The sequence below is a fragment of the Azorhizophilus paspali genome (assembly GCF_043587585.2).
GTDB lineage: Bacteria > Pseudomonadota > Gammaproteobacteria > Pseudomonadales > Pseudomonadaceae > Azotobacter > Azotobacter paspali.
Window position 1 is genome coordinate 2,312,384 of record NZ_CP171449.1, and the last position, 20,578, is coordinate 2,332,961.

Consider the following 20,578-nt stretch of genomic DNA (forward strand, 5'->3'; position numbering starts at 1 on the left):
TTATAGCTGAGTCAGACGCGCGAGCATCTCGTCCGAGGTTTCCACGGCCTTGCTATTGATCTCGTAGGCGCGCTGGGTCTGGATCATGCTGACCATCTCTTCCACCACGTTGACGTTGGAGGTTTCCACGTAACGCTGGTAGAGACGGCCGGCCCCGTTGGTTCCGGGGATGTTCTCGTTGGGCGCACCCGAGCTAGCGGTTTCCAAGTAGAGGTTCTCGCCGACGCTCTGCAAGCCAGCCGGGTTGATGAACAGCGCCAAGTTGAGCTGGCCGACCTGGTTAGCCTGGGCATTGCCCGGCTGGGTCACCGAGACGATGCCGTCCTGGCTGACGGTCACCGACAGGGCATTGTCGGGAATGGTGACGCCACCCATCAGCAGGTAGCCGCTGGAGGTGACCATCTGGCCGTTCTCGTCGAGCTGGAAGCTGCCGTCGCGAGTGTAGGCGGTGGTTCCGTCGGGCAGCTCGACCTGGAAGAAGCCTTTGCCGTCGATCGCCAGGTCGTTCGAGTTCTCGGTGCCCTGCAGGTTGCCCTGGGAATGCAGGCGCTCGGTGGCCACCGGACGCACGCCGGTGCCGATCTGCAAGCCGGACGGCAGCCTGGTCTGGGTGGTGTTGTCGGCACCGGGTTGGCGCAGATTTTGGTACAGCAGGTCCTCGAAAACCGCCCGCGTGCGCTTGAAACCGTTGGTCGCGACGTTCGCCAAGTTGTTGGCGATCACGTCCATCTGCACCTGCTGGGACTCTAGGCCGGTCTTGGCCGTCCACAACGATCTTATCATCGGTGAATCTTCCTCCGTTCACGGCCGCCGCGACGGCCGCATATGCTCGTCAACCCTGCAGGGATAGCAGGGCGTTGGCACGCTGGGCGTTGTCGTCGGCGCTATCGATAGCCTTCATCTGCATCTCGTAGCGCCGCGCGTTGTCGATCATCGCCACCATGGCTTCGGTAGCGCTGACGTTGCTCCCCTCCAGGGCTCCGGTGACCAGCCGGGCGGTCTCGTCGACCGCCAGTGGCTGAGAGACGCCGGTATCGTCCGGAGGCGTGCGGAACAGGCCGTCCTCGCCGCGCTCGAGCTCTCCGGGAGCGGCGCTGACCAGCTTCAGGTGGGCCACCACGGCATTGGTGTCGGGGTCCTGCCCCTCCTCCACCACGCTGACGGTACCGTCGGCGCCGATGCTCACCTGGCTGCCCAGGGGCACCGTCAGCGGGCCGCTGTCGCCGATCAGCGGATGGCCAGCCACCGTCATTAGGCCGTTGCCGTCGATCTGCACGTCGCCACGCCGGGTATAGGCCTCGCTGCCGTCGGCGGCCTGTATCGCCAGCCAGGCATTGCCGTCGAGCGCCACGTCCAACGGACGGCCGGTGCGGGTGACCGGCCCCTGGCTGAAATCGACGCCGGAGGTGGTAGCGCGCACTGAGACGCGAGTCGGCAGCCCCTCGCCGTCGACCGGAACGGCCTGCAGCTCCATCAACTGGGCGCGGAAGCCCGGGGTCACAGCGTTGGCCAGGTTGTGCGTGACCACCGCCTGCTGGTCGAGACTCTGCTTGGCGCCGCTCATGGCGGTGAACAACATGCGATCCATGGATCAGGCTCCGTCAGCGGCCGAGGTTGACTGCCTGTTCGAGCACTTCGCTCTGCGTCGAAACCGACTGGGCGTTGGCCTGGAAGTTGCGCTGGGCGATGATCAGGTTCACCAATTCCTTGGTCAGATCGACGTTGGAAGCCTCCACACTGCCGCTTACCAGGGAGCCAAGCTGGCCGCTGCCGGCCGTACCCACCAGCGGTTGTCCGGAGGCCGCGGTTTCCACCCAGGCGTTGTCGCCCACCGGCTGCAGGCCCTCTGGGCTGCGGAAGGCGACCAGTTGGATTTGCCCGACCACCAGCGACTGTTCGTTGGCATAATTGCCGACGACGTTGCCGTTCTCCTCGATGGTGAAACCCACCAGGCTGCCGGCGGTGTAGCCGTCCTGGTCAAGGCTGGACACCTCGAAATCGTTGCCGAACTGGGTGCTGCCGGTCAGGTCGAGTTCGAAGCTGATGTCCGCAGCGCCATTAGTCATGGCGAAGTCGAAGCTGGTCGGCGTATAGCCGTCGAGCAGGCCGCTTTCGGTGAAGTCGAGCACCTGCGGGGCACTGGCGGAAACCGTGCCATCGAGCGCGGAATTGACCGCCCACTCGTTGACCCCGGTTTTGGTGAAGTAGAGGGTCATTTCGTGGGAGTTGCCCAGCGAGTCAAAGACCGTGGAGGTATTCGCGTAGGAATAGGTATCCTTGTCGGTCGCATCGAAGGCGGCGGCGATCACGTTCGAGCCGGAATCCAGGTTGAGCGTCGCGTCGAATTCCGCGGTCGGCCGGGCCTGCATGCCGTCGGCGGGAATCTGGATGGCCCCGCTGGAACCCAGCAGGCGTGCGCCCTGGGCGTTCTCCAGGTAACCCTCGGGAGTCAGGGTCAGTTGCCCGTTGCGCGAATAGACCACCTGGCCGGCCTGCTCGAAACGGAAGAAGCCCGAGCCGCCGATCGCCAGGTCTAGACTGCGGCCGGAGCTTTCCACGTTGCCCGCGGCGAAGTTCTGCGCCACCCCGGCGACCTGGACACCCATGCCGATCCTGGAGTTGGCGTAAACATCGGCGAACTGGGTGGTGGAACTCTTGAAACCGACGGTCTGCGAGTTGGCGATGTTGTTGCTGATTACGTTGAGGTTGTTGGAGGCGGCATTGAGGCCGCTGAGTGCTTGGGAAAAGCCCATGATCTGCTCCGTGATGGTTGAGGCGGCCGAGCACCCGGCGGGCGCCGGCGAACGTGAAAAACGTCGAGAAATTGGCGGCGGCTCAGAGAATCTGGCGGACGTCCCGCAGGCTGACCTGCCCCCGGAGAGCGCCCAGATCCAGCAACGGACCGCTATCGGTACGGGTCACGCCGCTGACCAGGGCATAGCTCAGGGTGGTGGTGGACAGCCTCTCGCCCTCGGCAAGGGCCTCGACCGTCACCTTGTAGGCGCCGTCCGGAGCCACGCTGCCATCCTCCAGGAGGGCGTCCCAGTTGAAGGAGTGCACGCCGGCATCGAGAGCGCCCAGGTCGAACTGGCGCACCACGGTGCCGCTGCTGTCGGCCAGGGTCACCTTGACCGAATCGGCGGCCTGATCCAGCTCGATGCCGAACGGCGTGGCCTCTTCGCTGCCGACCAGCACCTGGCTGCCCGACACCAGCACGCCGCGACCGACCAGCGCCGCGGCCTGCAAGGCTTGGGTCTCGCCGATCTGGCCGGTGATGCCTTCCAGCGTGGCGTTCAGTTCCTCGATGCCGTTCAGGGTGTTGATCTGCGCAAGCTGCGAGGTCAGTTCGGCGTTCTCCATGGGCTTCAGCGGGTCCTGGTTCTGCAGTTGCGCGATCAGCAGGGTCATGAAGTTTTCCCGCAGATCGTCGGCGCTACTGCTGGTACTCTGTGTCGCGCTGGCGGTGCCGTTCATGGCGTTGACGACCGAAGTGTCGATGGTGCTCATGGAAGAATTCAGCCCTCGCCGAGAGTCAGGGTTTTCAGCAGCATCTGCTTGCTGGTGTTCATCACCTCCACGTTGGCCTGGTAGGAACGCGAGGCGGCGATCATGTTGACCATTTCGTGCACGGGCTCGACGTTGGGCAGGCTCACGTAGCCCTCCTCGTTGGCCAGCGGGTGTTCGGGATGATATTCTTGGCGCAACGGCGAGGGGTCCTCCAGGACCCGCACCACCCGCACCCCACCGGTGTCGGAACGCCCGCGGGCCATGCTTTCGAACAGCACCTGCTTGGCACGATAGGCCTGGCCATCCTCGCTGCCAACACTGTCCACGTTGGCCAGATTGCTGGCGGTCACGTTCATGCGCTGTGACTGCGCGCTCAATGCCGAGCCGGCGATATCGAAGATGTTGAACATCGACATGTGCTCTACCTCACTCTGGCTGCATGGCTGTCTTGAGCCCTTGCAGGCGACTGTCCAGGAAAGTCAGGCTGGCCTGGTAGCGCACCGTGTTGTCGACGAACTGGGCCCGCTCGCGATCCATATCCACGGTGTTGCCGTCCAGGCTGGGCTGGTCGGGAACCCGGTACAGCAGTTCGCGCACCGCGAAGGTGGTCGAGGCGCCCTCCAGATGCCGCGACGAGGTAGTCGTCAGGCTCATGGAGGAAGAGCCCCGCCCTTCCTTGACGGCCTTGGCCAACTCGCGGGAAAAGTCGAAGTCGCGTGCCCGGAACTCCGGCGTATCGGCATTGGCGACGTTGGCGGCCAGCACCTGATGGCGCTCGCTGCGCAGATTCAAAGCTTCCTGTTGAAAGCGCAACGTGGCGTCGAGCTTGTCGAACATGCCTGCGATTCCCCTGACGATCATTCGATTGATGGCAAAGTAACAGCATGCCTTTCGTGGCAAAGGCGGAAACAGGCTCGCATTTACCAAGCAATTCCACCCTTTTGTCCCGGCGCCGGACTCCCTAGAATTCCTGTCCCGCCGCCGACGGAACAACCGCATGTCGAGCCCCCCTCCGCTCCGCTTCCTTCTGATGGGAGCCCTCCCATACCTGCTGGCCTGGCAACCGACTTGGGCCGCACCGGACTTGCTGGAAACCCGCGTCCGCGAGTTGATCGTGCAGCGCCTGCCGCCCGGCGAACGGCAAGAACTGCGCATCGAACTCGAACGCCCGGCCGCCGCCCTTCTCGACTGCGAAGACCCGCGGCCATTCCTACCGCAACCGAACCAGCGCCTATCAGGGCGGCTGGCGATTGGCGTCCAGTGCGCCGGCACGAACCAGCCCGCCCGCTACCTACAGGCCAGCGTCGGCATCCTCGGAGAATATGCGATCGCTCGGCGCGCGATAGAGCCCGGCGAAATTGTCGAGGCGGATATGCTCGCGATGCGCCGGGGACGCCTGGAGCGCCTGCCTCGCAACGCGGCCATTGCCACCGACGAGATCCTCGGCATGCAGGCCACTCGCGCCATTGCCGAAGGCAGCACCTTCCAGCGCAGCGCTCTGCGCGCGCTCGAACTGATCGAGCGCAATGCTCAGGTCGTCCTCGAAGCCCAGGGACCCGGCTTCGTCATCAGCCGGAAAGCCACCGCGCTCGACAGCGGCGCTCTGGACAGCCTAGTGCGAGTGCGCACCGAAACGGGGGAAATACTGCGTGGCAGGGTCGTCGGCCGCAACCGGCTACAGGTCGCCCAGTGAACTCCGGCGCCCAGCCTTTGCATTTCCGCGAAGTGACTACTCAAGTTTGTCCATGGAGGGCCGATAATTCGTTTCGGAAACACTGCGGGAGAAATCCACCGTGAAAATCGACAACCCCTCCACTCCGCCGGGAGCCGCACGACCGACCGACAACCGGGAAGCCGGCCTGCGCATCCAGCGTGGCGCTCCCACCAGCCGGACGGAATCGCCTGCCGTCGTCGCTAATATCGGCCAGTCCGCCGAAACGGACGCCACACGGGACATCGACATGGCCCGCGTCGTGGAAATCCGTCAGGCGATCGGCGAAGGCCGTTTGCAGATCCGCGCCGAACGTATCGCCAAAGGACTGATCGACAGCGTCCGCGAACTGCTCGGCGATGGAGCCTGAGCATTTTCACTCGGAAGGATTTCCATGAGCCTGAGCAAGCACCTCGCAACCCAGCACCAGACTCTGCAGCGTTTCGTCGAACTACTCGAGGAAGAGCGCCAGGCCCTCACCGAGGCGGCCGTCGACGGCCAGCGCCTGGCCGACCTGGCCGCCGCCAAGCGGACCCTGTTGGACGAACTCGAACATCTGGAAAAGCAGCGCGGCAACGCCCAGGCCAAGCTGGGCTATAGCGCGGGACGCCGCGGTGCCGAACAGGCGGCCAGCGACGCCGGCTGTCTTCCCGCCTGGCAACAGTTACTCGAATTGGCCGGCCGCGCCCAACTGCTGAACCGTCTCAACGGTGACACCATCCGCATACGCCATGGACACAACCAGCGCATCCTGAACTTTCTGCACGAAGCGGCTGGGCACTCGCTCTACGGCCCGGACGGCCGTACCCGACGTGGTGGCAACCTCGGCGGCCTGTCCAGCTAAGAAACGGACCACGCCAACAGCGCCACGAACCCTCGGGGAAGCAACGCTCGCAAACAGCCTGAAACTTTTAAGTCGGAAACGAATGGGTCGGGGCTTCCTCCATTCGATCTTGCGCTGGAGGAGAGATTCTGCCCCCATGCGCACGCCTCCACTCCGCTCCAGGTCGCCAAACGCCTAGGACATACAGTCAATAGAACGGACTCGGCCCGCACGTCCCCCAGCAGCACCTCCCGGATACGCAGATACTCGGTCACCAACAGTCAAGCTGCCTAGTCGATGTCCAGCCCGCCCACGCCTGCCGATCCCTTCCGTTTGAACGCTTGCCGCAGACTCTCTCGCATTAGGATCGCCTCCAGCGGCGGCGCTCCTGTGTCGTCCGTGTCATGCCGCGTGCTCCAGGCTCCAGGCTCCACCAAGGCATACCCCGCCCGAGACTTCACCCCCGTCCCGCTCCGCTCGTGCGGATTTCTGGCGCAGGCCTCCACATCGACATGACTTTGGGCACGCCCTCTCGTTCGGCCCTCCGTCGCAGATGCCAGTTTTCCCGGCCTAGCCTGCGAGTACCATAGTCTCCGCCGACCAGGAGGGACCGACTTACGGCGGAACGCTCACCCACAGGAATGTGCCCATGCTGGGCGTACAAGAAAAAGCCAGCACGGGGCGGGCCCCCATGGAAAGTATCGGCTAGAGATCATCCCAGCTTTCGATATCCTCATCCCAGCCGTCTTCATCTCCTGGCTCCAGCTCTACCAGGGTTTCCAAAACTTCGTCCTCGAACGAATAGTCGAGACCATCATCTTCAAGGTCTCTCAGAAACTTGTCAGCCTCGCGATCAAGCAGCCCCTGATGTTCGAGGTCGAATTTATCTTCGTCTATCCACATGGCCGCTCCTATGCAACAGTGCTCATCCAACAAACACGTTGTATTCGAGGCAAGCAGCCGACCCGAAGTTCTATCAAGCAATGCCGGCCCGGTAATGCGGACTTCACGAGCCGGCCTGTAGGCACTGCCGTCGCAGAGCCGGTAGCGCTCCTTGAGCCAGCGAATCATGTCCGGGGTATCGCAGACATCCATCACCTCGTACACCGGCATTCGGTAGCGGAGGTGCACCTACTTCCTGAGCTTTGCAGCTGTCCGCTTTTTCGTAACATCTTCAATCAAACCCGCGTGGTCACTGGGCTTCGTACTATCCGCAGACACACCTGGCACCGTTGGCAACCCGCGAGGACAGCAATGGAGACTGGCACGGTCAGGCGTGCCAAGGTGGAATCGGCATACAAGGTTCCAAAGGAGAAAAACCGGGGCCGCAAGGTTGCGACCGATCGCGCTAGCGCTAGGGCCTGCTAACACTACTCCGTGCGGCCGCGACGGAGCCTGTTTTTTGCGCGGGGTTAGGCGCGGGCAGAGAAGCTTGGTCATTGCAAATGAACGACGAGCAACGACGCACCGCGCAAAAACAGGCCCGTCCCTGCGGGTGGGGCCGCCCAGGCTGCGCGGCAAATGGCGCCATGCGTCGTTGCGGGACTTGGCAAGGCAATGCCATTCCCTGCGTCCCGCGCCGCGCCGATCGCGGCCCGGCCTGGCGCCATTTGGCGCAGCAACGCGGCTCGCAACGAGTAGTGTTAACAGGCCCTAGAACAGTTGCGCAACAGCATGCGGTAACAAGCACCCTACCAATCGTTACCGTCGATAGGTTCAGCGTGACAACATGACCCTGAAACGTGACAACGTGCGCTTTGCGTTTCGGAGTCAGCGGAAATCTTGACGTGCCTCCAGCATACCGCTCCGGTTCACGAGGCATTTAGAGCGGGCCGGCGTTCGCCAGTGCGGATTGAACCGATGTCGGCACGCATTCGCTAGCCAGGCACTGTCGAGTCATATCCCTGTCGAGCCGGTTGCCCGCCACCTTGGCCACAGCAATACAACGACGCTGAAGAAACTTTACGGCCGCCAGATACCCTGACACCAAGCGCATGGCCAGCATGGTTTCGCCAACGATGGGGCCGGAAACAAGCCAGCGCGGCATATAACGGCATGGATGACGCCATTTTTGCCCTAGACTTGTCCCAAATATAGTACACACAAGAAAAAGCCCCTGAAATCTACTCGATCATCAGGGGCTTGCGTTCTTTCTAATCTGGCGGTGGAGGAGGGATTCGAACCCTCGATACGGTTTCCCGTATACACACTTTCCAGGCGTGCTCCTTCAACCGCTCGGACACCCCACCGGAAAAACCAACTGGCTCTGTAGCCTGTCGACGGCGCGCAATTTATCCGAACGAACCCAAGAAAGCAAAGCTTTTTTCAAAAAATTCATGCGTTTAGCCAGAAAAATCGATTCACGGCAAACGCCCCCATGACGAAGTGGCATCATCGTGCAAAGCCAACGCCAGGGAAACGAAGAGGCTGCTGCAGAACAGTTGAATCACGTCCTACAGGTGTTGGCTCAGCGGGGCAATGCCAAGCCAGTCAAAGCCACAAGTGCCAAGCTAGAGCATTTTTTGAAAACACGAATTCGACATACAGGGGTTGCTCTTCCTGGTCATTTCGGGCCTCCTCTCCCGCTCAGACAAGGAGACCAGAATGGCTCGAGCATACAGTGCCGATCTTCGCCGACGCGTCGTCGACGCGGCCATGGGCGGGCTGTCGGCTCGGCAGGCCGCCGAGCGATTCGACATCGGCACGGCGACGGCGATCGTGTGGGTACGGCGCTTTCGGGAAGGCGGGGAGCTCGTCGCCCGCCGACAGGGCAAGCCCCGGGGCTTGCGGCTCGATCCCCATGCGCACTACCTGCTCGGCCTGCTCGAGCAAACCCCCGACCTGACGCTGGCCGAGCTCGCCGCAACCCTCGAGCGGGAGCGCGGTATTCGGGTCAGCCTGGCGACGGTATGGACGTTTCTCGACCGGCACGGCATGACGTTCAAAAAAAGACCGCGCATGCGGCCGAGCAGCAGCGGCCGGACGTCCAGGCAGCGCGACAGGAGTGGCTCGAGGAACAACCCGGCTTCGACTGGCGCAAGCTGATCGTCGTCGACGAAACCGCCGCCGCGACCAACCTGGCCCGCCTACGAGGCTGGGCCCCTCGCGGCGAGCGCTGCCTGGCCGCGGTCCCTCACGGTCACTGGAAAACCACGACCTTTACCGCCGGCCTGCGCGTGGATGGGCTAACTGCTCCGCTGGTGCTCGACGGCGCCATGAACGGCCCGGCCTTCCTGGCCTATGTCGAGCAGGTTCTGGTTCCCGAGCTGACGCCCGGCGCTATCGTGGTGATGGACAACCTGCCGGCCGGTACGCCAGGCCATTGAAGGCGCAGGAGCCACACTGCGCTACCTGCCTCCCTATAGCCCCGACCTGAACCCGATCGAAAGGGCATTCTCCAAGCTCAAGGCGCTGCTGCGAAAGGCGGCGGCGCGGACCGTGCCGCAGCTGTAGCAGAGCATTGGCGAGGCAATCGGGCAGTTCTCGGCGCAGGACTGCAGGCACTACTTCGAGGCAGCCGGATATGAATCAGAATAAGGTAAAAATGCCCTAGCCAGGCAGGCTGCTTGCGTGGATGCACGGGAAAGTCTGTACCGGATCATCGGCATGCCTCTGTCAACCCAGGAATGCCCCACCGTACTGTGCGAGCGGCCTCCTTAAAAGCGGCCATGAATGAAAATGATATAAAAATAGAAAAATCATGAAAATTTTTTCTAAACTCCTGTACGGAATCCCTTAGAGTTTTCAGGCATCCGCACACTTCACCCTCGCCCGAAGGCAATTTCGGGCATGAAATATGCATAAAAAAGATGTCGTATCAACAATAAGAAAGGCAGAGCATGTTCAGACCTCCTCAAAAAATCAGGCAAGTCGGTCTCATCGTTTTTGTCATCATGATGCTTCTGATCCTGCCCAATCTGGGGTATCTGATGGGCTAGAACATGTACCTGGAACCACTTTGGGTCAAGGCATCGCCGAAAGCCGCGACCACGCTAGCAGCAACGGAAGAAAACCGAACGCCAGGAAGGTCGAGCACAGAACCAGGCTCGCCACCTGCTCCGGCGAACGCCCGGCGCGCACGGCGAACAGGTAGTTAAGCACGGCGACCGGCATGGCCGATTGCATGACCAATACGCTTAGCGCCAGAGGCGATAGTCCCAGCACCAGTCCGATGCCCCAGGCCACGCTGGCTCCGCAGAGAAGCCGCAACGCGCCAAGCAGCATGCCTTGGCCAAGCTGCCGGGTGCGGATGCTCGCCAGCGACACGCCGAGCGTGATCAGCATCAGCGGAATGGTCATGCCACCGAGCAGTTGTACGGTATTGCTCAGCCAGCGCGGCAGTCCGAGGTCAAGCAGCAGGATCGGCAAGGCCAGTGCGAGGCTGATGATGATCGGGTTGGCCAGGAGCTTCCTGAAGGACTGCTCTGCGCCAGAAAGCACCATGCCCACGGTGAAGTGCCCCAGCGAAAGCACCAGAAAAAAGGCCACGGCCAGCGCCAGCCCCTCCTCGCCGAAGGCGTAGAGGCTGATCGGCAATCCCATGTTGCCAGAGTTGGGGAACAGGTAGGCCGGTACCAATACCTTCCAGTCATAGCGCAGCGAGCGGCTGAGCAGCAGGCCGATCAACCCCATGCAGCAGGTCACAGCTACGCAGGCGACCGCCATCTGGCCGAAGGCCCGCGGATCGATTTCCGAGCTGCTCAGACTGGACAGTACCAGGCAAGGCGTGCCGATGTTGAGGATAAGGCGGGTGACGAAGTCGGTGGGGTAGACATGGCCGAAACGCACCCAACCATAACCGACGCCCGACACGATGAAAATGGGCGCCATTACAGCGAACAACTCAGCCAGCATGGGCCTTTTCCTTAACGGATCGATGGAGGGGCGCACATCCTAACCCCTCCGCCAAGACCTGGGTCAATTCGGCCGGCCACCATGCGAATCCGGAAGCCTACAACCTTTAGCCAGTAGTTTTCTGTGATGTGACTGTTGATTAACTGCCTAACAATCGGTTATCCATTCACACGAGGACTGCAACGAACGGCCGCAGTTCCATGAAAGGTTCGACGAAGAGCATTCCCGGCGCCGATCCGCCGGAGTATCAGCGGTTTGGGCGAACCCCACCCGCCGGTTCAAGACCTGTCCGGCTGGCGACCAGCTTTTGAAGAGGAGGCTGCAGCATGAACGATTGGGAAGTCATTTCGGCCAGAGAAGAGTCGCGGACGGATTCGCCCCCTGCGGCGAGGCCGCGGAACGGATGGGGTGCGATAGAGCGTACCCATGTCGCCGATCTGCAATTCATTCCGCTGTACCGGGAGTTGCGCGAGAAGGTGAAACTGCTAGCCCTGCGCGCTGAAAGCTGCATCTGCGGAGCTCCGGAGCGGAGCTTTCACCTCGATGCCGCCAAGGCGATCGATTCGGTTATGGGCTTCGCCAATGGCCGCCCTGCCATCCTGACCGGCGAGCAGCGCCGGCTGTTGGCCGACTTGCAAACTGAGTTCAGCGGTACCCTGCGGCAAAGCCTGAACGCCGGAGAACGGCATTGCCAGGCGGTGGAAAAAGCCAAGCGGGCCGCCCTCGACTTCCTTGAGCGCGCCGGTCGGCCTCTGGCCATGGACCCGGTGGCGGCCTGAGTTCCGCGACAAGCACCGGCAAAACCTCTCAGGACCACAAGGCAGGAAAGCCCCATTCGAGCAAGGACGCCTCGCCCTCTCGCCGTTATCAGACCATTGCGCACAGTCCTCGCCGTATCGCAACCCCCTGGAGTCTTCACCATCGATAGCCATCCACCCGCCCCTTCTCCCCTGGCGGCCTACCTCCAGGCCATCGAGAAGAACGGCTTTCGGCCGGACGAAGCACAGCGCCAGGCGTCCCTGCTATTGGAAGACTGCTATCGGACCCTTCACCGGGCCGAGTATCGGCAGCCGATAACCGGCGTCTACCTCTGGGGACCGGTCGGGCGCGGCAAGACCTGGCTGATGGACAGTTTCTACAGCAGCCTGGGCGTTCCCGCCCGCCGTCAGCATTTCCACCATTTCATGCGCTGGGTGCACCGGCGGCTGTTCCAGTTGACCGGCTCGGCCGATCCTCTGCGCCTGCTGGCCGCCGAACTGGCCGAAGAGTTACGGGTGCTGTGCTTCGACGAACTGTTCGTCAACGATATCGGCGATGCCATGCTGCTGGGTCCGCTGCTGCAAGCTGTGTTCGAACAAGGCCTGGTGGTGGTCGCCACCTCCAACCAGCCAGCGGCGCAACTGTATGCGGACGGTTTCAATCGCCAGCGCTTCCTGCCGGCCATCGCCGCCATCGAACGGCACATGCAAGTCGCCTGCGTGGATGGCGGTCAGGACCATCGCCTGCATCCGGGCGCGCGCCAGCAGCGCTACTGGGTAACCATGCCGGGCCAGGCGAGCGCGCTCGGCGAGGTCTTTGCTCGACTCAATCGGGGCACGCCGACAACCAGCACGCCCGTCCAACTGGAGCACCGTCGCCTGTCCGTGGTGTGCCACGGCCCAACAGCGGTCTGGTGCACCTATGCCGAACTCTGCGAGCAACCCTTCTCCGCTTTCGACTTCATCGCCTTGTGCGATCGCTTTCTGGCCATTCTGCTGGGTGCGGTACCCAGCCTGAGCGGCTGCCAGCGCGAGGGCCGCATCGCCCGCGGCACCGAAGACGGGGTCGAGCGGGTGGTGGCCGGCGACCGCCAGTTGCCGATGCTCTCCGTGCACGACGACGGGGTACGGCGCTTCATCGCCCTGGTTGACGAATGCTATGACCGCCGGATACCGCTCTACCTGGAGGCCGAAGTGGCGCTGGAAGCTCTCTACACCGAGGGTTACCTGTCCTTTCCTTTCCGCCGCACCCTGAGCCGCTTACAGGAGATGCAGTTGCAACGCTTTGGTTAGAGCCTAGCCGGGCCCTTCCTCCGCCCAGCGCACATGACACACCGCCACCGGCAGGCCATGGGCCACGGCATAATCCAGCCAGCGGCGCTGGTTGTCCCGCAGGCGATCGCCCGGCCCCTTCACCTCGATCATCCGGTAGCGCCGTTCGGCCGGCCAAAACTGAATGAGATCCGGCAGCCCCGAGCGATTCGCCGGGATGTCGCGCAGAATGCGTTCGAAGAACAACCGCAGGTGCGCTCCGGGAATACAGGCCAGGGCCTGGGTCAGCAAGGCCTCGTCGAGCAATTCCCAGGCGACGAAGGGCGAGCGCAGGCCATGCTTCTCCCGAAAGGTATGATGGATCGCCCGGACATGCCCGTCGCGCTCCAGAAGCCCCAGACAACGCTCGAATAGATCGGCACGGCGAGCCAGGAAGTCCGCCCGGCCGAGATCGGCGGGAGCGCCATGAAAAGGATGGAAGAAAGCTCCCGGCAACGGAGCAAAGAGCGCCTCCCAGCAGAGCAGGCCGAACAGCGAACCGATCAGCGCGTTTTCCACGTAGTGCACGGGCACATCCGGCCGGCTCAATTGCCGGAGGACTACCAGTTCGACGGGGTCCTCCGATCTCGGCAGGAGCAGATCGAGCCGCTCGAATGCGGCGGCTTTCCGGCGCGCTGGCACCTCCAGCCCGAGCGTGCGGCGCAGGCGCAGCAGAATGCGCTCCAGTTGCTGGCTCTCCTCCTCGCTTTCGGCCGCATCGGCGGCAGACATCGCCAGCTCGAATGCCGCCTCCGGCTGTCCGCAACGCTCCAGCACTCGGATTACCCGCTCCCGCGCTCCGGGATGGCGATTGCAGGAATACAGGCGCAGCGCTTCAGATAGCCTCCCCTCGCGCTCGAACTGCCGGGCGAGTCGTAACATCAACTGGCCGCGCCGGCTCTCCAGCCAGGCGTTGGCATAAGGGGCGGTCGATATGTCGACCAGCACATCGCTGACCCTCTCGCCGGCCTCGAAACGCTCGCGGCAACCGTGCAGGTGCAGGTAGGCGTCCACCTCCCAGCGACAGTGGAACGCCCTCGACTCCCGGGAGAATGCCACTCGCTCGTAACGGTGGATACCTAGGTCGGCGAGGACGAACTCGCTCCAGTTTTGCCGGAGATTACCGAAGAACATCAAACGCAACCGCTCGCACATTCCATCGACACGCAAGTGCAATACCCGCTCACCCAGTTGCGGGCACCAGTCGGCCAGGCAGCGCGCCTCTTCATGACCTGGGCGCAGGTGCGCCAGCAACGCCGTCTTGGTCAGGCCGGCCGGAAGGCCGAAGGCCTGGGCGATCTCGATCCTGGTCAACAGATCGAACAGTTCCTCGAGCACGAGCCGAGGAGCATCGTCGACCCAGCCCAGTTCGATCAGTGGCCCGGCCGCCCGCAACGGACAACCGATTTCTCCGTAACTCAACCTGCCCGAGCGGAACAGCGAGCCCTTGCGCATCACCATGCGCACCAGCAGGGCACGCGAAGCCCTAGGCAGCAGCGAAAAGCGTTCGAGGAAAACCCGCTCGGCCACATCCAGCAGATCGCCATGGGAGGCTCCGACCCAGTCCAGGACCTGCTGGAAATTCGCCAGATAATAGAAAGGGTCGGCGAGGGATCGGGGCGAGATGGAACGGGTATCGGTCATGGGCTTTGAACGGTTCCGAAATTCCTGTATCTCTATCCGGCCACCGGGGCCACGGGCAAGGGGATGCCATCATCGGCTGCCTGCGGGCCCATGAAAACCGCTGCCACGCCTCCGGCTACCACGTCAAGGATGCGCCCATGCGCCGCTCGATCTCCCTCGCCCTCCTGCTGCTCGCCAGCCTGCCGCTGGCCGCCGCCGAACTGCTCCTCGAACTGCCCCAAGGACCGCGCCGCTGGTCCAGCAGCGAGCTGCTCGCCCATCCGCAGACGCGCAGCCTGTCGATTCCCGACGATCCGACCTACCGGCGGGAGATGCATTACCGTGCCCTGCCCCTGGCCGTGCTGCTCGAAGGCGTACGTCCGGGCGATCATCTGCAGGCTCTGGCGCTGGACGGCTTCGCCGCCGAGCTGCCCGCGGCCCCCCTGCTGCGCGAAGATGGCGCCCGCGCCTGGCTGGCTATCGAAGACCCTGCCGCGCCCTGGCCGGCGCTGGGCAGGAACAAGGCCAGCGCCGGCCCCTTCTATCTGGTCTGGAGCGATCCACAGGCGGGCGACATAGGCCCCGAACAGTGGCCCTTCCAGATCGCCCGGCTCCGCCTGCTCGCTTCGGTCGCCGAGCGCTTGCCGGCGCTGCGGCCGGCCACCGACGCCAACGTCTCCATCCAGGCCGGCTTCGCGCTGTTCCAGAAACACTGCTTGGCCTGCCACCGCCTGAATGGCCAGGGCGACGCCCGGTTCGGGCCGGACCTGAACCTACCGTACAATCCCACCGAATATTTTCACGAGGCCTTCCTGCGCCGTTACATCCGCGATCCACAAGCCTTGCGCCAGTGGTCGCGGGGACGGATGCCGGGCTTTAGCGTGGAAGTTCTGGGCGAACGGGAGCTGGACCACCTGCTCGCCTATCTGCGCCACATGGCCGGACGCAAAGCAGAGCATCCCTGAAGAGCGTGGAGCACCGGCCGGATACCGGCCGGCGCGAGGGACTCAGGGCCCCGAATGGGCTACCTCCTGGGTGACCCCCCAGCCATCGAGCACGCCGCCCAGAGGCAACACCACGGACTCGAGATCATGCTCGAAGGTGTCGATGCCGGCATGGGTGGCATACATTACCTTGCTCACCTGCAGGTGCCAGGCACCGTCATCACGGGCGGACACCTCCGTGCGCAGGGACTCGCCACGAAAGTTTCTGGCCGCCATGCGGGCCCGCTCCTCGTCGGGAAATATGGCGTAGAAGTCGATGGGATGAATACGGGTGAAGTCGAACCCGCCCTCCTTCATGCGGCGCAACACGACGCCGCTGACATCATCCGGGAAGGTGTTGTTATTCATGAAACGACCCCCTCTCAATGATGAATCGATTAATGGAACTGCTGCGGGGGAGAAGCGGCCGGGAGCATGGAAAGCACGATCCGGCCATCCCAAACGCGAAAAGACGCGGCAGTGGGAAACTGCTGCCACCCTCCTAGGATAGCTCCATCCCGGACTGCCGGTGAAACACTGGGGCAGATTTGCCAGCATCAGCAGTTGCCGGGCTTGCCGATGGCCTGCAGCACGTACTGCGGCAGGGCGAAGGCGCCCTGATGAATTTCCGGGTTGTAATAGCGCGTCACGATGCCGCTGTCGACGAAGCGCTCGCGCAGAATGTCCAGCGGTAGGCGCCGCGAGGCAGCGTCGCAGGTTCCCCAGGCGAAGGTCATGGCCCCGCCGATATAGGTCGGCACCGCAGCCTGATAGAAGTGCCAGTCGGCGAACAGTCCGGTCATCCGCTGCGCGGTGGTCCGTACTTCGCCCAGTTGCATGAACGGCGTACCGTTCTGGGTAACCAGGATACCGCCGTCGTTCAAGCAGCGCCGGCAGGCCTGGTAGAAGTTCTCGGAAAACAACACCTCGCCCGGCCCGATGGGGTCGGTGGAGTCGGAAATGATGACATCGAACTTTTCCTCGGTGGTGGCGACGAAGCGCATGCCGTCGTCGATCACCAGGTTCAGGCGAGGGTCTTCGAAGGCTCCTCTGGAGTGCTCGGGCAGGAACTCCCTGCACATCTCCACCACGGTGGCATCGATCTCGACCATGGTGATCCGTTCGACGCTCCGATGCCGGCACACCTCGCGCAGGATGCCGCCATCGCCGCCGCCGACGATCAGCACGCGCCGTGCCGCGCCATGGGCGAGAATTGGCACATGGGTGAGCATTTCGTGGTAGATGAACTCATCGGCCTCGGTAGTCTGGATCACTCCGTCCAGGGCCATCACCCGCCCCATGCGGGCATTCTCGAAGATCACCAGATGCTGGTGCCCGGTGCGCACTTCATGGAGCAGCCTGTCCATGCGAAAACGCTGGCCGTAGCCTTCGTAGAGAGTTTCCTGATAGTCGCTCATGGCTCGCTTTTCCCCTGAAGCTGGCTGATCTGGCGCGGCTGCACGGTCTTCCGGCCAGCCCCGTGCGAAGAGGCGCATTCTACGTTGCCTGGGATGACGGTTGAAACCTTGCCGCTTTGGAAACCAGGCCACGGACGAACCAACCCGCCGGCAGATCGCACGCCACAGCACTTTTCGCCGCGCTGAACGCGGGCCGCAGCCGGCGCCGGCTCAGCGCAGCCCGGCGCTGGAACCGGCACTGCGCGGCCCCATCAGCACCCAGACGATCAGGCCGAGGACCGGCAGGACGGCGATCAGCAATACCCAGAGCACTTTCCGGGTGGTTTCCGTCCGGCTGCGTACGACATGGACGATGGCCCAGATGTCCAGCGCCACGATGATCAGACTCGAAAGGCCGCGAAGGAGATCCATCGAATACACTCATCTTCAGAATCGAGTGCTCAAGAATGACACAACCGGCCAATGCTTCGGCAACCTTTCAGCAGGCTGCCGGCTCGATCACCGTAAAGCTGGACACGGTCGGATGGCCATCCAGTTCTCCTCCCTCGCGCGCCAGGCCACAGGTGCGCATGCCGGCCGCGCGGGCGGCATCTAGCTCCTGCAGCACATCGGAAAGGAACAGGATCTCCGCCGGCGGCCGGCCGATGGCTTCGGCGATGCGCGCATAGGACGCCGCTTCGCGCTTGGACCCACTGGTGGTGTCGAAGTAGCCGGAAAACAGCGGCGACAGGTCGCCGGCCTCCGAGCAGCCGAAGATCAGGCGCTGCGCCTGGATCGAGCCGGAGGAATACACGTAGAGCTGGTATCCCTCGTGCTGCCAACGCCGCATGGTGGCCACGGCATCCGGATAAACGTGCCCCTTGAGTTCGCCGGCACGGTAGCCCTGCTCCCAGACCATGCCCTGCAACGCCTTGAGCGGCGTGGCCTTGCGATCCTCGGCGATCCAACCGAGCAGAATTTCGACGATCCGCTCGACATCGGCGTCCGCCTCGCCACTCTCGGCACGCACGGCTTCGAGCTGGGTCGCGACCTCCGCCTCGGCGGCATGCCGGCGGACGAACGCCGGCAGATGCTCACGGGCATAGGGGAAGAGTACGTCGAAGACGAAACTGACCGCGCTGGTAGTGCCTTCGATATCGGTGAGAATGGCCCGGACCGGCATGATCATTCTTCCAGCTCGGGAAAGCGATGGGAGATGGGGTCGCCGGTGAACTGGGCGACCCAGCCTTCCGGGTTGTTGAACAGCCGGATGCAGACGAAATGCGGATGCTCGCCCATGTCGAACCAGTGGCGCGTACCGGCGGGCACCGAAATCAGGTCGTTGCGCTCGCAGAGCACCGCATACACTTCGCCGCCGACATGCAGCGAGAACAAACCGCGTCCGGCGACGAAGAAACGTACCTCGTCTTCGCCATGGGTGTGCTCGTCGAGGAACTTGGCGCGCAGTTGGTCCTTCTGCGGGTGCCTGTCGTTCAGGCTGACGACATCGACGGAGACATAGCCGCCCTCCGCCCTCAGTCGCTCGATCTGCGCCTGGTAGGCTGCGAGCACCTCGTCTTGGCTGGCGCCGGGAGCGATCGGCGCCTCGGCCTGCCAGCGTTCGAAGCGCACACCAATCTTGGCCAGCGTGGCGGCGATGTCCTCGCCATGGTTGAGGACCTTGTAGGGCTGGACGGGATGGTCGTCGCAATAGACGCTCAGGAAACTCATGGGCAGATCTCCTTATTCGTGAAATCCGGAAACCGCAGGTCGCTCCGGCGGCCTTCCAGCTCAGCGGCCCTGCAGGGCACGCATTTTCAATTCGCAGTCGAAGAGAAACTCGAAGGCCTCCACCTGGCGCAGCGCGTCTTTCATGGCGGCGCCCCAGGTATACAGGCCGTGGCCACGGATCAGGTAGCCGACGCAGTCAGGATGCTCATCTAGCCAGGGCCGCACCCGGCTGGCCAGGCGGGCGATGTCCTGATCGTTGTCGAAGATCGGCACGCAGATCTGGCACTCGTGGGTAGCGACGCCGGCGAAGGCCTTCTGCAACTCGTAGTCGGCGAATACCAAAGAATCGCTCAGGATCAGCCGGGAAAGCACGGTGGCGTTTACCGAATGCGTGTGCAGCACTGCACCGATTTCGGCCTTCCAAGTGTACAACTGGGTATGCAGCAGGGTCTCGGCTGAAGGTTTCTTGCCCGGCTCGAGGCTGTTGCCGGCCATGTCGGTGGCCAGCACGTCGTCCTCGCCGAGCTGGCCCTTGTGCTTGCCGGAAACGGTGAGAAGCGCTTCTTCGGGAGACAGCCGTGCCGAATAATTGCTGCTGGTCGCCGGCGACCAGCCACGGCCATACAGGAAGCGTCCGGCCTCGATGATCTGCCGGGTCAGTTGTGCGCGGGTCGGGCTCATGGTCCCTCCTCTCTCGAACGGGTGGCGATGATGATGGCGGCCGACAGCGCCGCCAGACTGGCCAGGGCGAAGGTCCGGGCCGGGCCGAGACTCGTCCAGCAATAGCCGGAATACAACGCCCCCAGGGCGCCCCCGACGCCGGACAGGGTCGCATACAGGGCCTGGCCCTGTCCCTGCTGGCGAACGCCGAAACTGCGCTGCACGAAATGGATGGCCGAGGCATGGAAGCAGCCGAAAGTCGCCGCGTGCATCATCTGCGCCAGCAGCAGGGCGGGCAGATGATCGGCCAGATTGCCCAGCAGCAGCCAGCGCAGCGCGGCCAGCAGGAAACTGGCCATGAGTAGCCGGCGCAGGGAGAAACGCCGCAACAGCCCGGCCATCGCCAGGAACAGCAGGATTTCCGCCAGTACGCCGAGGGCCCAGAGCTGGCCGATCAGCCCGCGACCGTAACCCAGGGTCTCCAGATGAATGCTGAAGAAGGTGTAGTAAGGACCATGGCTCAACTGCATCAATGCCACACAGGCATAGAAAGGCAGCACACCGGGGCGGCGTAGTTGGCACAGGAAACCGCCCTGCACCTCCAGGCCGGCCCGCTGTTCCGGCTGGGCATTGGGCACCCAGAAGCTGCCGAGGACGATCCCACCCATGATCAGCACGATCACCCAGGGGAAGACGCCCAGACCGAGCCACTCGAACAGTTGACCGAGCCCGACCACGGCGGCGATGAAACCGATGCTGCCCCACAGGCGCAACTGGCTGTAACGTGCCGACTGCTCGCGCAAATGGGCGAGGGTGATCACCTCGAACTGCGGCAGTACGGCATGCCAGAAGAAGGCGTGCAGGGCCATGACTAGCACTAGCCAGGCATAACTCTTCCCGACGAAGATCAGCGCGAAGGAGCCCAGGGTACAGAGCGCGCCGAGCCGCACGATGGCCAGCCGCCGCCCGCTCGCGTCGCCCAGCCACCCCCACAGATTCGGCGCCAGGCAGCGCATCAGCATGGGGATAGCCAGCAGCTCGCCGATGCGCGCGGCGGAAAAGCCCAGATGATCGAAATACAGCGGGAAGAACGGTGCCGTCGCACCGAGCAGGGCGAAATAGAAGAAGTAGAAGCTGGAAAGGCGCCAATAGGGCAATGCGGACGACATGGCTTGATCAAAGCGCGAGCCGAACCGGAGTTCCGGACGACATCCAGCGGG

The 20,578-nt window shown here is 63.3% G+C and carries 22 protein-coding genes, 1 tRNA gene and 1 pseudogene; 7 read left to right on the forward strand and 17 right to left on the reverse strand.

The features are described 5' to 3' along the window. The 6 genes from flgG to flgB form a co-directional block, all read right to left on the reverse strand. Complete coding sequence (gene flgG, locus ACGI6K_RS11055) at positions 1-783, reverse strand: flagellar basal-body rod protein FlgG (RefSeq protein WP_376943585.1); 783 nt, start codon at positions 781-783, stop codon at positions 1-3. 49 nt (positions 784-832) lie between these two features. After that, positions 833-1,588, reverse strand: a complete 756-nt coding sequence (locus ACGI6K_RS11060; protein WP_376943583.1) for a flagellar basal body rod protein FlgF — start codon at positions 1,586-1,588, stop codon at positions 833-835. A gap of 13 nt (positions 1,589-1,601) precedes the next feature. Beyond that, the gene (gene flgE / locus ACGI6K_RS11065) at positions 1,602-2,753 is read right to left on the reverse strand and encodes a flagellar hook protein FlgE (RefSeq protein ID WP_376943581.1); all 1,152 of its coding nucleotides are present in this window, start codon (positions 2,751-2,753) and stop codon (positions 1,602-1,604) included. A gap of 82 nt (positions 2,754-2,835) precedes the next feature. Continuing rightward, positions 2,836-3,507 carry a flagellar hook assembly protein FlgD gene (gene flgD / locus ACGI6K_RS11070; protein ID WP_376943579.1) on the reverse strand — a complete coding sequence of 224 codons (672 nt, stop codon included), beginning with the start codon at positions 3,505-3,507 and terminating at the stop codon, positions 2,836-2,838. Positions 3,508-3,515: 8 nt separating this feature from the next. Then, the gene (gene flgC, locus ACGI6K_RS11075; RefSeq protein WP_376943577.1) at positions 3,516-3,923 is read right to left on the reverse strand and encodes a flagellar basal body rod protein FlgC; all 408 of its coding nucleotides are present in this window, start codon (positions 3,921-3,923) and stop codon (positions 3,516-3,518) included. Positions 3,924-3,933: 10 nt separating this feature from the next. After that, positions 3,934-4,344, reverse strand: a complete 411-nt coding sequence (gene flgB, locus ACGI6K_RS11080) for a flagellar basal body rod protein FlgB (RefSeq protein ID WP_376943575.1) — start codon at positions 4,342-4,344, stop codon at positions 3,934-3,936. Positions 4,345-4,504: 160 nt separating this feature from the next. Here flgB and flgA point away from each other — a divergent pair, with 160 nt between their 5' ends. The 3 genes from flgA (at position 4,505) to ACGI6K_RS11095 (ending at position 6,062) form a co-directional block, all read left to right on the forward strand. Continuing rightward, positions 4,505-5,200, forward strand: coding sequence for a flagellar basal body P-ring formation chaperone FlgA (flgA, locus tag ACGI6K_RS11085; protein ID WP_376943573.1), 696 nt, complete (start codon positions 4,505-4,507; stop codon positions 5,198-5,200). 100 nt (positions 5,201-5,300) lie between these two features. Continuing rightward, the gene (gene flgM / locus ACGI6K_RS11090; RefSeq protein ID WP_376943571.1) at positions 5,301-5,588 is read left to right on the forward strand and encodes a flagellar biosynthesis anti-sigma factor FlgM; all 288 of its coding nucleotides are present in this window, start codon (positions 5,301-5,303) and stop codon (positions 5,586-5,588) included. 24 nt (positions 5,589-5,612) lie between these two features. Next, a complete protein-coding gene (locus ACGI6K_RS11095; protein WP_376943569.1) occupies positions 5,613-6,062 on the forward strand; it encodes a flagella synthesis protein FlgN in 450 nt (149 codons plus the stop codon). A 684-nt stretch (positions 6,063-6,746) separates the two neighbouring features. Here the strand turns inward: ACGI6K_RS11095 and ACGI6K_RS11100 are convergent. Both ACGI6K_RS11100 and ACGI6K_RS11105 read right to left on the reverse strand, forming a co-directional pair. After that, the gene (locus tag ACGI6K_RS11100; protein ID WP_376943567.1) at positions 6,747-7,172 is read right to left on the reverse strand and encodes a hypothetical protein; all 426 of its coding nucleotides are present in this window, start codon (positions 7,170-7,172) and stop codon (positions 6,747-6,749) included. Positions 7,173-8,200: 1,028 nt separating this feature from the next. Beyond that, a tRNA-Ser gene (locus tag ACGI6K_RS11105) sits at positions 8,201-8,290 on the reverse strand. A gap of 355 nt (positions 8,291-8,645) precedes the next feature. Between ACGI6K_RS11105 and ACGI6K_RS11110 the strand changes: the two are divergent. Continuing rightward, positions 8,646-9,578: pseudogene (locus ACGI6K_RS11110) on the forward strand (IS630 family transposase). Between the two features lie 426 nt (positions 9,579-10,004). Here ACGI6K_RS11110 and ACGI6K_RS11115 read toward each other — a convergent pair. Beyond that, positions 10,005-10,895: an AEC family transporter gene (locus tag ACGI6K_RS11115; RefSeq protein ID WP_376948752.1), complete on the reverse strand. Its 891-nt coding sequence runs from the start codon at positions 10,893-10,895 to the stop codon at positions 10,005-10,007. A 326-nt stretch (positions 10,896-11,221) separates the two neighbouring features. On the opposite strand from ACGI6K_RS11115, the gene ACGI6K_RS11120 reads away from it, so the two are divergent. Continuing rightward, a complete protein-coding gene (locus tag ACGI6K_RS11120) occupies positions 11,222-11,674 on the forward strand; it encodes a hypothetical protein (protein ID WP_376948754.1) in 453 nt (150 codons plus the stop codon). Between the two features lie 141 nt (positions 11,675-11,815). Next, positions 11,816-12,946 (forward strand): cell division protein ZapE, encoded by a 1,131-nt coding sequence (zapE, locus tag ACGI6K_RS11125; protein ID WP_376948803.1) that lies wholly within the window; start codon positions 11,816-11,818, stop codon positions 12,944-12,946. Between the two features lie 3 nt (positions 12,947-12,949). Here zapE and ACGI6K_RS11130 read toward each other — a convergent pair whose 3' ends face one another. Beyond that, the gene (locus ACGI6K_RS11130; protein ID WP_376948756.1) at positions 12,950-14,608 is read right to left on the reverse strand and encodes a VRR-NUC domain-containing protein; all 1,659 of its coding nucleotides are present in this window, start codon (positions 14,606-14,608) and stop codon (positions 12,950-12,952) included. Between the two features lie 137 nt (positions 14,609-14,745). Here ACGI6K_RS11130 and ACGI6K_RS11135 point away from each other — a divergent pair, with 137 nt between their 5' ends. Next, positions 14,746-15,552: a c-type cytochrome gene (locus tag ACGI6K_RS11135; protein ID WP_376948758.1), complete on the forward strand. Its 807-nt coding sequence runs from the start codon at positions 14,746-14,748 to the stop codon at positions 15,550-15,552. Between the two features lie 42 nt (positions 15,553-15,594). Here the strand turns inward: ACGI6K_RS11135 and ACGI6K_RS11140 are convergent, their stop codons facing one another. The 7 genes from ACGI6K_RS11140 to ACGI6K_RS11170 form a co-directional block, all read right to left on the reverse strand. Beyond that, on the reverse strand, positions 15,595-15,939 hold the full coding sequence (locus ACGI6K_RS11140) for a ribonuclease E inhibitor RraB (RefSeq protein WP_376948760.1): 345 nt from the start codon (positions 15,937-15,939) through the stop codon (positions 15,595-15,597). Between the two features lie 188 nt (positions 15,940-16,127). Then, on the reverse strand, positions 16,128-16,988 hold the full coding sequence (gene speE, locus ACGI6K_RS11145) for a polyamine aminopropyltransferase (protein WP_376948762.1): 861 nt from the start codon (positions 16,986-16,988) through the stop codon (positions 16,128-16,130). 210 nt (positions 16,989-17,198) lie between these two features. Next, on the reverse strand, positions 17,199-17,399 hold the full coding sequence (locus ACGI6K_RS11150) for a PLDc N-terminal domain-containing protein (RefSeq protein WP_012700966.1): 201 nt from the start codon (positions 17,397-17,399) through the stop codon (positions 17,199-17,201). 67 nt (positions 17,400-17,466) lie between these two features. Further along, positions 17,467-18,150, reverse strand: coding sequence for an acireductone synthase (gene mtnC, locus ACGI6K_RS11155; protein WP_376948764.1), 684 nt, complete (start codon positions 18,148-18,150; stop codon positions 17,467-17,469). 2 nt (positions 18,151-18,152) lie between these two features. Beyond that, complete coding sequence (locus ACGI6K_RS11160) at positions 18,153-18,698, reverse strand: 1,2-dihydroxy-3-keto-5-methylthiopentene dioxygenase (RefSeq protein WP_376948766.1); 546 nt, start codon at positions 18,696-18,698, stop codon at positions 18,153-18,155. A gap of 60 nt (positions 18,699-18,758) precedes the next feature. Next, the gene (locus ACGI6K_RS11165; RefSeq protein ID WP_376948768.1) at positions 18,759-19,379 is read right to left on the reverse strand and encodes a methylthioribulose 1-phosphate dehydratase; all 621 of its coding nucleotides are present in this window, start codon (positions 19,377-19,379) and stop codon (positions 18,759-18,761) included. Then, entirely contained in the window at positions 19,376-20,527 is a 1,152-nt protein-coding gene (locus ACGI6K_RS11170) for an MFS transporter (protein WP_376948770.1), read from the reverse strand. Before ACGI6K_RS11170 ends, ACGI6K_RS11165 begins: the two co-directional genes overlap by 4 nt. Between the last annotated feature and the right edge of the window lie 51 nt (positions 20,528-20,578).

Excerpts from the sequence above, each read along its gene's own strand:
- flgG (WP_376943585.1), bottom strand. The coding sequence starts at position 783 with ATGATAAGATCGTTGTGGACGGCCAAGACCGGCCTAGAGTCCCAGCAG.
- ACGI6K_RS11060 (WP_376943583.1), bottom strand. The coding sequence starts at position 1,588 with ATGGATCGCATGTTGTTCACCGCCATGAGCGGCGCCAAGCAGAGTCTC.
- flgE (WP_376943581.1), bottom strand. The coding sequence starts at position 2,753 with ATGGGCTTTTCCCAAGCACTCAGCGGCCTCAATGCCGCCTCCAACAAC.
- flgD (WP_376943579.1), bottom strand. The coding sequence starts at position 3,507 with ATGAGCACCATCGACACTTCGGTCGTCAACGCCATGAACGGCACCGCC.
- flgC (WP_376943577.1), bottom strand. The coding sequence starts at position 3,923 with ATGTCGATGTTCAACATCTTCGATATCGCCGGCTCGGCATTGAGCGCG.
- flgB (WP_376943575.1), bottom strand. The coding sequence starts at position 4,344 with ATGTTCGACAAGCTCGACGCCACGTTGCGCTTTCAACAGGAAGCTTTG.
- flgA (WP_376943573.1), top strand. The coding sequence starts at position 4,505 with ATGTCGAGCCCCCCTCCGCTCCGCTTCCTTCTGATGGGAGCCCTCCCA.
- ACGI6K_RS11095 (WP_376943569.1), top strand. The coding sequence starts at position 5,613 with ATGAGCCTGAGCAAGCACCTCGCAACCCAGCACCAGACTCTGCAGCGT.
- ACGI6K_RS11115 (WP_376948752.1), bottom strand. The coding sequence starts at position 10,895 with ATGCTGGCTGAGTTGTTCGCTGTAATGGCGCCCATTTTCATCGTGTCG.
- ACGI6K_RS11120 (WP_376948754.1), top strand. The coding sequence starts at position 11,222 with ATGAACGATTGGGAAGTCATTTCGGCCAGAGAAGAGTCGCGGACGGAT.
- ACGI6K_RS11130 (WP_376948756.1), bottom strand. The coding sequence starts at position 14,608 with ATGACCGATACCCGTTCCATCTCGCCCCGATCCCTCGCCGACCCTTTC.
- ACGI6K_RS11135 (WP_376948758.1), top strand. The coding sequence starts at position 14,746 with ATGCGCCGCTCGATCTCCCTCGCCCTCCTGCTGCTCGCCAGCCTGCCG.
- ACGI6K_RS11140 (WP_376948760.1), bottom strand. The coding sequence starts at position 15,939 with ATGAATAACAACACCTTCCCGGATGATGTCAGCGGCGTCGTGTTGCGC.
- speE (WP_376948762.1), bottom strand. The coding sequence starts at position 16,988 with ATGAGCGACTATCAGGAAACTCTCTACGAAGGCTACGGCCAGCGTTTT.
- ACGI6K_RS11150 (WP_012700966.1), bottom strand. The coding sequence starts at position 17,399 with ATGGATCTCCTTCGCGGCCTTTCGAGTCTGATCATCGTGGCGCTGGAC.
- mtnC (WP_376948764.1), bottom strand. The coding sequence starts at position 18,150 with ATGCCGGTCCGGGCCATTCTCACCGATATCGAAGGCACTACCAGCGCG.
- ACGI6K_RS11160 (WP_376948766.1), bottom strand. The coding sequence starts at position 18,698 with ATGAGTTTCCTGAGCGTCTATTGCGACGACCATCCCGTCCAGCCCTAC.
- ACGI6K_RS11165 (WP_376948768.1), bottom strand. The coding sequence starts at position 19,379 with ATGAGCCCGACCCGCGCACAACTGACCCGGCAGATCATCGAGGCCGGA.
- ACGI6K_RS11170 (WP_376948770.1), bottom strand. The coding sequence starts at position 20,527 with ATGTCGTCCGCATTGCCCTATTGGCGCCTTTCCAGCTTCTACTTCTTC.